The following is a 13,884-nucleotide window of genomic DNA, read 5'->3' on the forward strand; positions in this document are numbered from 1 at the left end:
TCTCAGCCGGACGGGTCTGCCCCACCCTAATCAGGACACGGTCGTCGTGGACCCCGGGAAGGCGCTTGCCCGGTCTCGATTTCGCGTCGCTTTGACCGTGCCGCCGCGACAGAAGACCAGGCAGTACGGTGTGCGGTCGGCTGTGAGCGGCACGTGTCGTCTCGGGCGGTACACTGTGTCACCGGTCATGGTCGGTGCGCGTTCCGCACGTCACGAAGTGCGTTCCGACACGTGCCACAGCCCGGGATGGTCCGGCTGTCCACCCGAGTGATGGAGCAACACATGCCGGCAATCGTCCTCATCGGCGCCCAGTGGGGCGACGAGGGCAAGGGCAAGGCCACGGATCTGTTCGGCGAGCGACTGCAGTGGGTGGTGCGCTACCAGGGTGGCAACAACGCCGGCCACACCGTGGTGCTGCCGAACGGCGACAAGTTCGCGCTTCACCTCATCCCGTCGGGCATCCTCTCGCCCGGTGTGAACAACGTGATCGGCAACGGCGTCGTCGTGGATCCGGGTGTGCTGCTCACCGAACTCGACGGCCTCGAGAAGCGCGACGTGGACACGTCGAAACTGCTGCTCAGCGCCGATGCGCACCTGATCATGCCGTACCACGTGGCCATCGACAAGGTCACCGAACGCTTCCTCGGTGCCCGCAAGATCGGCACCACCGGACGCGGCATCGGCCCGTGCTACCAGGACAAGATCGCCCGTGTCGGAGTGCGCGCGGCGGATGTCCTCGACGAGAAGATCCTGACCCAGAAGGTCGAGGCCGCACTGGAATTCAAGAACCAGGTGCTCGCCAAGATCTACAACCGCCGCGCGCTCGAGTCGGAGAAGGTGGTGGAGGAGGTGCTCGGCCAGGCCGAGGGCTTCAAGCACCGCATCGCCGACACCCGGCTCGCGTTGAACCAGGCGCTCGAGCGCGGCGAGACGGTGCTGCTCGAGGGTTCGCAGGGCACGCTCCTCGACGTCGATCACGGCACCTATCCGTTCGTCACGTCGTCCAACCCGACGGCGGGCGGCGCGGCCGTGGGTTCGGGCGTCGGCCCGGGTCGGATCACCACCGTCCTCGGCATCCTGAAGGCGTACACCACGCGCGTCGGCTCCGGCCCGTTCCCGACGGAGCTGTTCGACGAGTCGGGCGAGTACCTGGCCAAGCAGGGCGGCGAGGTGGGTGTCACCACAGGCCGCGCCCGGCGCACCGGCTGGTTCGACGCCGTCATCGCGCGGTACGCCACGCGCGTCAACGGCATCACCGACTACTTCCTCACCAAGCTCGACGTACTGTCCTCGCTCGACACCATCCCGATCTGCGTCGCGTACGACGTGGACGGCGTGCGTCACGACGACATGCCGATGACGCAGACCGGGTTCCATCACGCGAAGCCGATCTACGAGGAGATGCCCGGGTGGTGGGAGGACATCTCGGGGGCGCGGACCTTCGAGGAGTTGCCCGTCAACGCCCAGAGGTACGTGCTGCGTCTCGAGGAGCTCTCGGGGTCGTACATGTCGTACATCGGCGTCGGTCCGGGCCGTGACCAGACCATCGTGCGGCGCGACATCCTGTCCTGACACGGTCGAGATATCACAAATGGCGTGACGATAACGCCAGGATGGCTCATACTGTGGCTCAGGTTCGCTATGAGGTGGAACAACACGGATCCCCCTCTCGGCGAGAGCAGGTCAGTGGAGGACCGCTATGGACAGCACCTACGTCGGGCTCGAGGTCTTCCAGTGCCAGTTCGAGCGTTTCAGCTTCGAGCACTCGTGGATCGGTGACCGTGTCGGCGAGCTGATGCTGGGGCCGCGCGGCGGCGGCATGCTCGAGTTCCAGCACGCCATGGTCTTCGCGCTCCCCGAGGGCGGCGCGCACGAGGTGCACGGCGACATCCTCGCCTGGTACCTCGCGCACGGCGGCCCGAGTGGATCGCTCGGCTACCCGCTCACCGACGAGAAGCGCACTCCGACGGGCCACGGCCGCTACAACGTGTTCGAGAACGGCACCGTCGGATGGCTCCCGGGTACCGGGGCATTCCTCATGGGATCCGTCCGCACCGCCTGAACTGGACTGCACCCCGGTGTCCACCGAGGTGGATACTGGACCTCATGGTGACTCGCGTGATCGGTGCCTCGACTCTCTCGCGGGACCTCGGGCACTGGCGGCCGTCGGGGCGGCACCGGCCGGTCTACCGGGCACTCGCCGACGGGATCCGGCTCCTGGTCCACGACGGCCGCATCCCCCTGGGCGTCGCCCTGCCCAGTGAGCGCGATCTGGCGGGAGCCCTGTCGCTGTCCCGCACCACCGTCACCAACACGTACGCGGCACTGCGTGACGAGGGGTACCTGTTGAGCAGGCAGGGTTCCCGCAGCACGGTCGCACTGCCGCGGACCACCCTGGCGGGGCGGCCGGCCCGCGCGGCGGCGTCGGTGATCGATCTGACCCATGCCGCCGTCACCGCCCCGTCCGACGAGGTGACACAGGCGTACGCCGCTGCGCTGGAGGCACTTCCGGCCTACTACACGGGTCACGGTATCGAGCCGGTCGGTCTCGCGACACTGCGGCAGGCCCTGGCTCGCCGGTACGACGAGCGGGGGCTGCCCACGTCGCCGGACCAGATCATGGTGACGTCCGGCGCGCAGCAGGCCTGGCGGCTGCTGCTCGAGGTGCTGGTGTCGCCAGGTGACCGGGTGGTGGTCGATCACCCGACGTATCCCAATGCGCTGGAGGCGATTCGACGAACTGCGGCGCGCGCGGTGCCCGTTCCGTTGAGGCCGCGGGAGTACTCGACCCCTGGATCGGCGCGTTCGTCGAGGCGATGGGACCTCGACGCGATTCGCGACGCGACGGTGCAGACGGGGGCGCGAATGGCGTACGTGCTGCCCGACTTCCACAATCCGACGGGTGCTCTGCTCGATGTCGCCGGCCGCGCGGAACTGGCGTCGAACGCCCGCCGGACCGGCACCACGTTGGTGGTGGACGAGTCGATGGCCGACCTGTGGCTGGACGAGGCGCCGCCCGCTCCGGTCGCGGCGGTGGGGCATCCCGGCACCGTCGTCACCGTGGGGTCCGCGTCGAAGGCGTATTGGGGTGGTCTGCGGGTCGGCTGGATCAGGGCGTCGCCGTCGCTGATCTCTCGCTTGGCGACATCGCGGGCCGCCGTCGACATCGGCACGCCGATCATGGATCAGCTCGCGTGCGCGGCACTGATCGAGCGGCACGAGGAGATCTTGGTTCCCCGCCGCGCGGAACTCCGTGGTAACCGCGATGCGCTGACGGCGGCTCTGGCGCGGCACCTTCCGGACTGGTCGTACGACCCGGCGCCGGGCGGCCTGTCGTTGTGGGTTCAGATGCCTGCCGCGGCGTCCACGGCTCTCGCCGCGATCGCGCCGGCCCACGGGGTGGCGCTGGCGGCGGGGCCGCGGTTCGGGGTGGATGGGGCGTTCGAGCGCCACGTGCGCCTGCCGTACACGGAGGGTGCCGATCGCTTGGAGGCTGCGATCGACCGAATTGCGTTCGCGTACCAATCCCTGAAACCGACCGACGGGGATTATTCTGCCGTCGTGCTGTGAAGTGGGGCGACCGACGGAGAATGGTCGGCCAGTCAGCGGGAGCCGAAGACCTCGTGATCGAGTTCGGCCATGTCCCACTGGAGCTCGGAGCCGAGTTCCTCGTGGTCCGCGCGCGATGCGGCGCGTCCGAGCAGCACTGCGGCACCCGCGGCAACCAGCAGCCACACCACTCCGACGACCACGACGACTATCACGATTCCGTTTGTAGCACCTCGAACTGAAAACATTCTGTGAAACGCGAGACTTGGATCGGTTTCTTACGGAGTAAACCGGAATGAATCTCGATCGGCGCGCTCGGCGGCTGCCTGCTCGCCGATTCGCGTCGGTTTGCGCGGAGGTACTCGTGGGTACAGTCGAACGTATGAGCGATGCGAATGACACCACCAAGACAGGCAATGCGGACGTCGACCAGAGCGCGGAGAAGGATCCGTCCGACTGGGTCACCGGCGACGAGCCGCCCACCGGCCCCCAGTTGAGCTACCTCGAGACGCTGGCCCGCGAGGCCGGCGAAGAGGTGCCGTCGGACCTGACCAAGGCGCAGGCGTCCGAGATGATCGACAAGCTGCAGTCCGAGACGGGCCGCGGAACCAGCTAGACCCCGTCCGTGCCGCGCGCGTCGTACTCGGCGCGCGCGGCCGTCACGGTCGGAAGCGTCGATTCGACGAACTCGATGAGGCCGACGAGCCGGGTCGCCGTCTCGCGCCCGAGGTCGGTGAGTGCGTACTCCACCTTCGGCGGAATCTGTTCGAGCACGGTGCGGGTGATCAGCCCGTCACGCTCCAGCCGCTGCAGTGTCTGCGACAGCATCCTCTCGCTGACCCCGTCCACGCGCCGCCGCAGAGCCCCGAACCGGTACGGCCCCTCGTGCAGCGCGGCGAGCGCCAGCAGGCCCCAGCGACTGGTGATGTCCTGCATCGTGTCGCGGGACGAGCAGTGGCGAGAGAACACGTCGGCTTCGAGTGTCGGGTCGGTGTCGGGCACGAGTGCCATCCTACCAGCTGGTCCGTAAGTGATTACGAGGAATGTTGCACTGCACGAACAGTAAGTGCATAGTGGTGCCGACGGCCGGATCGGTCGCAGCGGCACACCCTCGTGGTGCGCCGGACGACGCTCACTCTCCAGGGAGACATGCTCATGACCACGACAGCGGTGACCGGCGCGACCGGACAACTCGGCAGCGCAGTGATTCGATCGCTCCTCGATCACGGGGTCGCCGCGGGCGACATCGTGGCCGTGGTGCGCGACGAGGCCAAGGCCGCCGACCTGGCGGCGCGCGGTGTCGTCGTCCGCGTCGCCGATTACGCGGATCCCGCTGCGTTGCGCGCCGCTCTCGACGGGGTGGACAAGCTCCTGCTCGTGTCGGGTTCCGAGCCCGGGAAGCGAATCCCGCAGCACACCAACGTCATCGAGGCCGCCGAGGCGGCCGGTGTCTCGCTCATCGCATACACCAGTGTGCTGAAGGCGCCGACGAGCGGCATCAGTCTCGCGCCCGAGCACGTCGCCACCGAGGAGCGCCTCGCGTCGTCCTCCGTGCCGTCCGTGCTGCTGCGCAACGGGTGGTACTGGGAGAACTACGCGGCGTCGATCGGCCAGGCACAGCACACCGGCGCCATCATCGGGAGCGGCGGGTCGGGTGTCGTGGCCGGTGCTGCTCGGGCCGACTACGCGGCGGCCGCGGCCGCGGTGCTGATCGCCGACGACCAGGCGGGCGCCGTGTACGAGCTGGGCGGCGAGCGTCTGACGTACGAGGGTCTGGCGGGTGCGATCTCCGAGATCATCGGCGCGCCGGTGGAGTACCAGGATCTGAGCACCGACGAGCACATCGGCGCGCTCGAGGGTGCGGGACTGCCCGCGCCCGTCGCGCAGATGCTGGCGAGCGCCGACGCGGGCATCGCCCGCGGCGACCTCGACACCGAGTCGGGAGATCTGACTCGACTGCTCGAGCGTGAGCCGGTCTCGGCCGTCGACGCGCTGCGCGCCACGCTGAGCTGAGCCGACAGGTCAGGACCCCGGCGCCAGCGCCGCGAACCAGCGCAGCGCGTCGGGGTCGTCGACCGACTCCGGATCGGCCACCGTCGACGGGTCCGCACCCGACAGGATCTTCTTGACCGGGATCTCGAGCTTCTTCCCGGTCCGCGTGTGCGGCACGGCGCGGATCTCGATGATGTCGTCCGGCACGTGACGCGGCGAGGCCTCCCTCCGCAGCGCCGCCGAGATGTGTTCGCGCAGATCGTCGTCGAGCTCCACGTCGTCGGACGTGACGACGAACAGCGGCATCCAGTAGCTGCCGTCCGGGCGTTCGAGACCCACGACGAGACTCTCTGCGATGCCGGGCAGACGCTCGACCACGCCGTAGATGTCGGCGCTGCCCATGCGCACACCGTTGCGGTTGAGCGTGGCGTCCGATCGTCCGTGGATCACCACGCTGCCCCTGCTGGTCACGGTGATCGAGTCGCCGTGCCGCCAGACGCCGGGGAACGTGGAGAAGTAAGCGTCGGCGTAGCGGTCACCGCTCGGGTCCTTCCAGAACCCGACGGGCATGGACGGCATCGGCGCGACGATGACCATCTCACCCGGTTCGTCCACCAGCGGGGTCCCGTCGTCGCTCCACGCCTCCAGAGCGACACCGAGATTCACGGCAGGAATCTCGCCGGGGACCACGGGCACCCCGGTGGGCGCTCCCACGAATCCGCTGACGACGTCCGTGCCGCCCGACACCGGCGCGAGGTGCACCGACCGCCCCACGTGCTCCGCCACCCAGCCGTGCGCCGCGGCGGGGAGGACCGACCCGGTGACCCCGAGAATGCGCAGTGCCGAGAGGTCCTGTGCCCGAGCCGGTTCGACCCCGACACTCTCGCAGTGCAGGAGGTACCCGGGACTGGTGCCGAGCACGGTCACGCGGTGCCGCGCCGCGAGCTCCCACAGTGCGCCGGCGTCCGGATGGCCGGGGCTGCCGTCGTAGCAGACGACGGTCGAGCCCACGAGCAGCCCGGCGAGCAGGTAGTTCCACATCATCCAGCTGGGTGAGGTGTACCAGAGGAACACGTCGTCCTCGGTCATGTCCGACTGCAGCGCAGCAGATTTGAGGTGCTCGAGCAGCACACCGCCGTGTCCGTGAACGATGCCCTTGGGGCGCCCGGTGGTGCCGGAGGAGAACAGCACCCACAGTGGGTGGTCGAACGGGACAGGCTCGGGGATCACCCGTGGGCCACCGCGCCCCTCGTCGAGCAGATCGTCCCATCGGACGGCTCCGGGTACGTCGGTGCCGCGTCGGGAGAAGGCGATCACCGCCCGCAGGGAGGGAATCGAGGCCTGCAGTACCGCCACCTGGTCCCGGCGGTCGCGGTCCACACCGGCGAAGCGGTAGCCGTCGGCGGTCACCAACACCGTCGGTTCGAGCTGTCCGAGCCGGTCCACCGCGGCGGCCGCGGAGTAGTCCTGCCCGCACGAGGTCCAGACGGCGCCGAGTGCGGCGGTGGCGAGGAACGCGACGGCGGCCTCGGTCGTGTTCGGGACGTAACCGGCCACCCGGTCGCCGCTCCGCACGCCGAGGCGGTGCAGCGCGGCGGCGATCGAGGAGATCTGCTCGGCCAGTTCCGCGTACGACGATGTGCGGGTGCCGAGCCCGCCCGGTTCGGTGTCGTCGATGATCGCCACGGACTCGGGTGACCGGTCGCACCACGCCAGTACGCGATCCACGTAGTTCACGCGGGCACCCCGGAACCACTGCCGCCCGCTGAACACGCGGGGGTCCTCCGAGGGGGACAGGACGGACTCGTGACCGGTGAGCGGCACGTCGAAGAAGGTGCTGACGCCGGCCCAGAACTGTTCCGGCTCGTCGACCGACCAGCGATGCAGTGCGCCGTAGTCGGAAGACGAGCGTCCCGTGAACGTGACGACCGAGTCCGAGAACCGGGCGAGAGGGCGGGGGTTCATGAGGACAGTCTGATGAACCCGCTCGGCGAGCCCGGCGCCGTGATCATTCCGTTACCCGCCGTGACCTGATCGTGATGTTCCGGTTCGCCGAACCGCGATGTCGATCGATCAGAGTTGTCTGCAAGGCGGTCCAGCCCAGGGCCCTTCGCTACACCCTCGGTACCGGTGCGAGACACCGCGTCCGAGCAGCGCCGCAGAAGGAACATGATGACCACGGTTGCTCCTTCCCACCACTCCTCCAGCCCGTTCGACGTCGTCGTCCACGCAGGCCACGACGGCCGCCGCATCGTCGCCGTCCGTGGCGACGTCGACCTCGTCACCGCGCGCGACCTGACCCGCTGCCTCCGAGCGGCCGTCTCGGACGGCCCCGTCACGGTCGACCTCACCGACGTCCGGTTCTTCAGCTCGGCCGGCGTGACCGCGATCGAGGACGTCCTGTCGGACGCCCCGACCGCGATCGACGTCGTGATCTCGCCGTCACCTCGGGTGCGGCGCACTCTCGGTGTCCTCGGCCTCACCCGTCTCGTGCCGGTCGTGGCTTCGGTGGAACCGGAGCCGCTCGCGAGCTGACCCGCTCGTCACGGACGCAGGATGATCTTCACGGCTCCGTCCTGCTTCTTCTGGAAGATCTCGTAGGCGTGCGGCGCCTGCGTCAACGGCAGGGTGTGGGTCGCGAAATCGTCCACGCCCAACGGATCGTCGTCCGTCAGCAACGGCATGATGTCGTCGACCCACCTCTTGACGTTCGCCTGACCCATGCGCAGTTGGATCTGCTTGTCGAACATGGTCATCATCGGCATCGGATCCGCCGCGCCGCCGTACACGCCGGACAGTGAGATCGTGCCGCCCCGGCGGACGATGTCGACCGCCGAGTACACCGCGTCGAGGCGGTCCACTCCGGCCTTCTCCATGAACGGTTTCGCGAGGGCGTCCGGGAGCAGACCGGCCACCTGCTGCGCAGCCTTGGCCACCGGTGAGCCGTGGGCCTCCATTCCGACCGCGTCGACGACCGAGTCGGTACCGCGGCCGTCGGTCAGTTCGCGGACGACGTCCCCCACCTGCCCGCCGTGGGCCCGGAGATCCACCGTCTCGATGCCGCGAGCGCGGGCACGCTCGAGCCGTTCGGGTACGCGGTCGACGCCGATGACGCGGTATCCGAGATGGGTGCCGATGCGTGCCGCCATGTCGCCGATCGGACCGAGGCCCAGCACGGTCAGCGAGCCGCCCTCGGGCACCCCCGCGTACTGCACGGCCTGCCACGCGGTGGGCAGTACGTCGGACAGGTAGACGAATCGCTCGTCGCTCGGGCCCTCCGGGACCTTGATGTGGGTGAAGTCGGCGTGCGGCACCCTCAGGTACTGCGCCTGGCCGCCCGGCACCGATCCGTAGAGCTCGGAGTAGCCGAACAGTGCTGCGCCCATACCGGTCTCGCGTACCTGGGTCGTCTCGCACTGGGTATACAGCGACTGATCGCACATGAAGCACGAGCCGCACGAGATCTGGAACGGGACGACGATGCGGTCTCCCACCGCCAGCGTCGACACGGCGCTGCCGACCTCGCGCACGATGCCCATCGGTTCGTGGCCGAGGATGTCACCGACGTTCATGAACGGCCCGAGCACCTCGTAGAGGTGCAGATCGGAGCCGCAGATGTTGGTGGACGTCACCTCGATGATGGCGTCCGTCGGATCCTGGATCGTCGGATCCGGGACGTTGTCGACGCGGACGTCGCGCTTGCCGTGCCAGGTCACTGCTCTCATGATGTGCCTTTCGTGTCGTGCGGATGCGGGAATGCTCAGGTGATCGGGGAACCGCCGGTCACGCCGATGACCTGCCCGGTGATGTAGCTGGACTCGCCCGAGGCGAGGAACACGTACGCGGGTGCGAGTTCCGCGGGCTGTCCCGGACGTCCGAGCGGCACCTGGTCGCCGAAACCGTCGACACTGTCCGACGGCATCGTGGCCGGGATCAGCGGTGTCCAGATGGGTCCGGGTGCCACGACGTTCACGCGGATGCCCTGTTGGGCGACGTCGCTCGCGAGCCCCTTGGAGAAATTGATGATGCCGGCCTTGGTGGTGGCGTAGTCGAGCAGTTCGGGTGAGGCGCTCACGCCCTGGACGGAGGAGGTGTTGACGATGGTCGAGCCCGGATCCATCACGGCCACAGCCTTCTTGGACAGCCAGAACAACGCGTACAGGTTGGTCTTCAGTACGCGGTCGAACTGCTCGGTGGTGATGTCGGCGATACCGCCGCTCTGGGCCATCTGGAACGCCGCGTTGTTCACGAGAATGTCGAGACCACCCAGTTCGCGCACCGCGGTGTCGATCAGGGCGTCGCAGTGCGCCTCGTCGCGGATGTCACCGGGGACGCTGACGGCCCGGCGGCCGGCCTCCTCGACGAGCCGCACCGTCTCGCGCGCATCGGGCTCCTCGGACTCGAGGTACGACAGCACGACGTCGGCGCCCTCGCGCGCGAACGCCAGGGCGACGGCGCGGCCGATGCCGCTGTCCGCTCCGGTGATCAGTGCCTTCCGACCGGTGAGCCGCCCCGATCCGCGGTAGGTGAACTCCCCGTGGTCGGGGGTGGTCCGCATGTCCTCGGTCAGCCCGGGATGCGAGATCGGTTGCTGCCCCTCGCGATCCGGCGTCGCATAGGCGGTACGCGGGTCTCTCTTGGTGTACTGGTCGATCGAGCCGTTCGAAGAAGTCATACCGGCCGGGTACCCGCGTACCCGACCGGGAATCCTGGTCCCGCCTCAGGAACGCGGGTGCAACAGCGCTCGCGAGAATCGTCCGGACACGTCGTGACGCACCCGTCCGTCTCGGCCGATCGACACGACGCCGCCGGCCCACGAGGGGTCGGTGTCCGCCGCGGACTGCGGGTCGGTGGTGCCCTCGGCGTCGGTGCCGTCGTGCGAGCTGACCGTCAGCGACCGCCTGATGGACTCGTCGATACCCACGAGAGAGTCGACGGCGTGCGCGAACGTGTCCGTGGCCGCGTTGCCGCGACGGACGATCATGTCGTGATGCAAGCTGTCCACCAACGAGATCACGGTGCCGGGCGGCATCTGTGTGATGGCGGCGACGGCTCGCCCGACGATCGGTGTGGGAACCAGCGGCACGCGGAACTGGGGCCGCGACAGTTCGGCGATGGTCGCGTAGCGGGTGAGCAACTCGGGGTAGGTGAGCACCTCGGTCCCGCCGATGTCGTACGACCCCGGAATGGGCTCGTCACCGAGAGCGGCGGCGATGATGTGCAGGACGTCGGTCGTCGCGATCGGCTGCACCTTCTTCACCATCCAGCTCGGCACGGGGGTGACCGGGAGCCGTTCGACCATCCTGCGTACGAGCTCGAACGAGGTGGAGCCGGACCCGAGGATGATGGCCGCCCGGAACACCGTCGCCGGAACGGACGAGTTGAGGAACACCTCCTCGACCTGCAGGCGGGACGTGATGTGGTCGGAGAGGTCCTCGTCGTCGTCGGGCACGTGGCCGGACAGGTAGACGATGCGGCCCACGCCGTGCTTCTCCGCGGCGCGCGCGACGGCCTGCGCGGCCTCTCGATCCTTGGTCACGAAGTCGCCGTCGTCCATCGAGTGCACGAGGTAGACGACCGCGTCCGCACCCTCGAGCGCGGCATCGATGGACTTCTCGTCGGTGATGTCGAAGTGGACCGGCGTCACGTCGTCCTCCCAGCTGAAGGAGGACGCCTTGCTGTCGTCGCGCATGGCGGCGAGCACGTCGTGACCGTCGCCCAGCAGGATGGGAACGAGACGTGAGCCGATGTAGCCGGTGGACCCGGTGACCAGGATGCGCAAGACATGCCTTTCGAGTGAGTGGTCCTGGTTTACCCGTCCCCGGTCGCGGTCAATCTGTGCCGAGTGTCATGCCCGCTGCTGCTCGAGGAGGTCGGATGAACGCGTCTCGAGAACGGGAGCCGTCGGACATCGCGTCGGCGCTGGCGGCGTTCGCTCGCGACCTGACGGCGCACACCGATCTCGACGACACGTTGCGCAGGGTCACCGAGGCGGCCCTCGATCTGGTTCCCGGAACGGACGCCGCCGACGTGGTGGCGATCTCGGGCAGGTCGTCGTTCACCTCGCACGGGTCCACGTCGTCTCTTCCGCCGCGGCTCGACGCAGCTCAGATCGAGTTCGGGGAGGGCCCGTGCCTGGACGCGGCGACCACCACCGCGGTGGTGCGGGCCGATGATCTGACCACCGACACCCGGTGGCCGAAGTACGCGCCGATCGCCCTGGCGGAGGGCGTGCGGAGCTCGCTCTCCTTTCAACTCTTCACCCACCGCGACACCTTCGGTGCCCTGAACCTGTTCGCGTTCGAGCCCCGAGCCTTCACCGACGACGCGATCATGGTCGGGGAGGCGCTCGCCACCCACGCCGCGATCGCTCTGACAGCGGGTCGGGTCGAGGATCAACTGCATTCGGCCCTGGCGTCCCGAGACGTCATCGGGCAGGCCAAGGGCATGATCATGGAGCGTTTCGGCGTCGACGCCCAGCAGGCCTTCACCCTGCTGACCAGGCTGTCCCAGGACTCCAACACCCCGATCGGCCGGTTGTCGGTCCAACTGGTGGAGAAGGGGTCGGAGTCGGCTCGCTGAGGTGCCGGGTCACGAGAACTCGGCGTGCAGTTCGGGGAGGAACGCCGCGAGGTGGTTCATCTCCTGCCCGCAGTGCATCAGCAGATCACGACCGAGGTCGAGGCTCAGCTGCAGATCGGTCGGATCGACCGACGCACCACGGGCCACCGCACACGCGGCCTGCGTCACGTTCGGTACGTGCAGGCCGCGGAGGTTCAGGTGGAACCGGCTGCGCATCTCGGCGCCGCCCTCGATCGGGCGGACCTGGTGGGCGAGCCACCCCAGGTCCACGGGGGCGATGCTGCTCCCGACGCGGCCGAAGACGATGGTCTGATCCGACGGCACGGTGAACCCGTGCGCCACCGGGTCTCGGAAGTTGATCCCGAGCTGCTGCAGTTTCGGCCCCACGTACTCGTCGACGTAGGTGGTGTTGCCGATGTACTTCTGCCGGTCCGGGAGGTCGGCGGTGGTGAGGTCGGTGTCCAGGGCGGCGAACTGGTGCGCGTCGGGATGCCACAGCTTGTAGCGCGCGGCCTCGCTGGAGTGCCACCCGAACCACCAGTCCCACATGGCCGCAGTGACTCTCGGCATGACGGTGCGCACTGCCACGAAGACCACCCCGTCGGCGCCCTGGCCGTACCCGGTCTCCACGGCGGACGTCCCGGTCGGGCCGAGATCGCGCGTGATGTCCTCGAACCGAGGCACTGCTCCCGCCGGTAGCGCCGGGCCGGCGAAGGCGTCGGCCACGATCTGCGGCGCGGGGGCGGTCCGGGCCTGCATGTAGCGGGCGTACGGGAGCGCGAAGTCGGCGCCGCGGTAGCCGGGATAGCGAACGGCGCAGGCCGCCGAGGGGAGTGTCGGCGCTGCGCGGACGCGCGGGGCGATCCCCACCGTGACCGCTCCCGCGGCGACGGCGGCCGCTCCCAACATCCCGCGACGACTCATGGCCCGATTCCTCAACATCTGTACAGAAAAGACGCCGGCGACCCCGGTGTCAAGCACGAGCGGACGTGCCGAGACGGGTGTACCCTCAACGCCTGTCATGATCGTGACGCGGCAGTCGGGGGACGGTGGAGCGGGCTCGATCAGCCCGTTCCGCCGGCGCGATCATCGTGAGCCGACCGTGACCGGTGATGGTGGTACCGGCACGTCAGGGCCGTAACATCTCACCAATGAGTGATGGTGAGACGGTGGAGAAGCCCAGAAGTCGGCGCTCACTCATCTCTGCCGCCGCGGTGCAGGTGCTCGCCGAACGCGGTCCCCGTGGGTTCACTCATCGTGCGGTCGATCAGGCAACCGGTCTCGGTGCCGGCGCCGTCAACTATCACGCGCCCGATCGAGCCACCCTGCTCTCGCTGGCGCTCGACGAGGTGTTCCGGAGAGATCTCGAGGTCGCCGGTCGGCACTTCGCACTCGACACCTGGCATCACGACGCCGTGGTCGACGCCGTCGTCGGGTTCGTCCGCGACATGTGCAGCGAGGAGCATCGCGGCCGCGTCGTCGCACGGCACCACCTTCTCGGCGAGGGTCTGGTGCGGCCCGAACTCAAGGCGGCGTTCGACGCCCAGTTGGCCGCGTTCGTCGGCCTGGTGTCGTCCAAGATGAGCGAGGCGGGCTACCCCGCGACCGTGGCGTCGGCGGAACTGTTCGCCATGTCCGTGGACGGTCTGCTCACCCGCCAGGTGGTCATCGGGGTCGAACCGCTTGCCGACGAGGAGATTCCGCGCATCGTCTCCATCATCGCCCGGAGGTGGTGACGCGCCGGTCCCGCGTTTGAATCGC

General features: G+C 68.7%; 15 protein-coding genes. 8 read left to right on the forward strand and 7 right to left on the reverse strand.

Features of this window, described 5'->3' with window-relative positions; all coding sequences use genetic code 11:
- Positions 1-282 precede the first annotated feature (282 nt).
- From QRN16_RS13275 to yczR, 3 genes are all read left to right on the forward strand, one after another.
- Positions 283-1,572, forward strand: a complete 1,290-nt coding sequence (locus QRN16_RS13275; RefSeq protein ID WP_027506406.1) for an adenylosuccinate synthase — start codon at positions 283-285, stop codon at positions 1,570-1,572.
- A 127-nt stretch (positions 1,573-1,699) separates the two neighbouring features.
- Positions 1,700-2,062, forward strand: coding sequence for an LGFP repeat-containing protein (locus QRN16_RS13280; RefSeq protein WP_051613506.1), 363 nt, complete (start codon positions 1,700-1,702; stop codon positions 2,060-2,062).
- Positions 2,063-2,106: 44 nt separating this feature from the next.
- Positions 2,107-3,570, forward strand: a complete 1,464-nt coding sequence (gene yczR / locus QRN16_RS13285) for a MocR-like transcription factor YczR (RefSeq protein ID WP_285187344.1) — start codon at positions 2,107-2,109, stop codon at positions 3,568-3,570.
- A gap of 32 nt (positions 3,571-3,602) precedes the next feature.
- Here yczR and QRN16_RS13290 read toward each other — a convergent pair whose 3' ends face one another.
- The gene (locus QRN16_RS13290; RefSeq protein ID WP_155957078.1) at positions 3,603-3,764 is read right to left on the reverse strand and encodes a hypothetical protein; all 162 of its coding nucleotides are present in this window, start codon (positions 3,762-3,764) and stop codon (positions 3,603-3,605) included.
- 167 nt (positions 3,765-3,931) lie between these two features.
- Here QRN16_RS13290 and QRN16_RS13295 point away from each other — a divergent pair, with 167 nt between their 5' ends.
- Positions 3,932-4,165, forward strand: coding sequence for a DUF3072 domain-containing protein (locus tag QRN16_RS13295; RefSeq protein ID WP_027506404.1), 234 nt, complete (start codon positions 3,932-3,934; stop codon positions 4,163-4,165).
- On the opposite strand, the gene QRN16_RS13300 is transcribed toward QRN16_RS13295, so the two are convergent.
- A complete protein-coding gene (locus tag QRN16_RS13300) occupies positions 4,162-4,560 on the reverse strand; it encodes a winged helix-turn-helix transcriptional regulator (RefSeq protein ID WP_197027821.1) in 399 nt (132 codons plus the stop codon). The two genes, QRN16_RS13295 and QRN16_RS13300, sit on opposite strands and share 4 nt — an antisense overlap.
- A 144-nt stretch (positions 4,561-4,704) precedes the next feature.
- Between QRN16_RS13300 and QRN16_RS13305 the strand changes: the two genes are divergently transcribed.
- Entirely contained in the window at positions 4,705-5,562 is an 858-nt protein-coding gene (locus QRN16_RS13305) for an NmrA family NAD(P)-binding protein (protein WP_197027820.1), read from the forward strand.
- A gap of 9 nt (positions 5,563-5,571) precedes the next feature.
- On the opposite strand, the gene QRN16_RS13310 is transcribed toward QRN16_RS13305, so the two are convergent.
- Positions 5,572-7,506, reverse strand: a complete 1,935-nt coding sequence (locus QRN16_RS13310; protein WP_285187348.1) for an acetoacetate--CoA ligase — start codon at positions 7,504-7,506, stop codon at positions 5,572-5,574.
- Positions 7,507-7,713: 207 nt separating this feature from the next.
- Between QRN16_RS13310 and QRN16_RS13315 the strand changes: the two genes are divergently transcribed.
- Positions 7,714-8,076, forward strand: a complete 363-nt coding sequence (locus QRN16_RS13315) for an STAS domain-containing protein (protein WP_056443708.1) — start codon at positions 7,714-7,716, stop codon at positions 8,074-8,076.
- An 8-nt stretch (positions 8,077-8,084) separates the two neighbouring features.
- On the opposite strand, the gene QRN16_RS13320 is transcribed toward QRN16_RS13315, so the two are convergent.
- Genes QRN16_RS13320 through QRN16_RS13330 form a run of 3 tightly spaced genes read right to left on the reverse strand, consistent with a single transcriptional unit; the run spans position 8,085 to position 11,323 of the window.
- Positions 8,085-9,266 carry a zinc-dependent alcohol dehydrogenase gene (locus QRN16_RS13320; RefSeq protein ID WP_027506400.1) on the reverse strand — a complete coding sequence of 394 codons (1,182 nt, stop codon included), beginning with the start codon at positions 9,264-9,266 and terminating at the stop codon, positions 8,085-8,087.
- Between the two features lie 35 nt (positions 9,267-9,301).
- Positions 9,302-10,216: an SDR family oxidoreductase gene (locus QRN16_RS13325; RefSeq protein ID WP_285187354.1), complete on the reverse strand. Its 915-nt coding sequence runs from the start codon at positions 10,214-10,216 to the stop codon at positions 9,302-9,304.
- 45 nt (positions 10,217-10,261) lie between these two features.
- Positions 10,262-11,323, reverse strand: a complete 1,062-nt coding sequence (locus QRN16_RS13330) for an NAD(P)H-binding protein (protein ID WP_222638843.1) — start codon at positions 11,321-11,323, stop codon at positions 10,262-10,264.
- A gap of 95 nt (positions 11,324-11,418) precedes the next feature.
- On the opposite strand from QRN16_RS13330, the gene QRN16_RS13335 reads away from it, so the two are divergent.
- Positions 11,419-12,123 carry a GAF and ANTAR domain-containing protein gene (locus QRN16_RS13335; protein ID WP_285187357.1) on the forward strand — a complete coding sequence of 235 codons (705 nt, stop codon included), beginning with the start codon at positions 11,419-11,421 and terminating at the stop codon, positions 12,121-12,123.
- Between the two features lie 9 nt (positions 12,124-12,132).
- On the opposite strand, the gene QRN16_RS13340 is transcribed toward QRN16_RS13335, so the two are convergent.
- Positions 12,133-13,047, reverse strand: coding sequence for a DAPG hydrolase family protein (locus QRN16_RS13340; RefSeq protein ID WP_222646742.1), 915 nt, complete (start codon positions 13,045-13,047; stop codon positions 12,133-12,135).
- 227 nt (positions 13,048-13,274) lie between these two features.
- Between QRN16_RS13340 and QRN16_RS13345 the strand changes: the two genes are divergently transcribed.
- On the forward strand, positions 13,275-13,859 hold the full coding sequence (locus tag QRN16_RS13345; protein WP_027506396.1) for a TetR/AcrR family transcriptional regulator: 585 nt from the start codon (positions 13,275-13,277) through the stop codon (positions 13,857-13,859).
- Positions 13,860-13,884 lie beyond the last annotated feature (25 nt).

This window comes from Rhodococcus sp. MEB041, from assembly GCF_030208955.1.
In the GTDB taxonomy this organism is placed as follows: domain Bacteria; phylum Actinomycetota; class Actinomycetes; order Mycobacteriales; family Mycobacteriaceae; genus Rhodococcoides.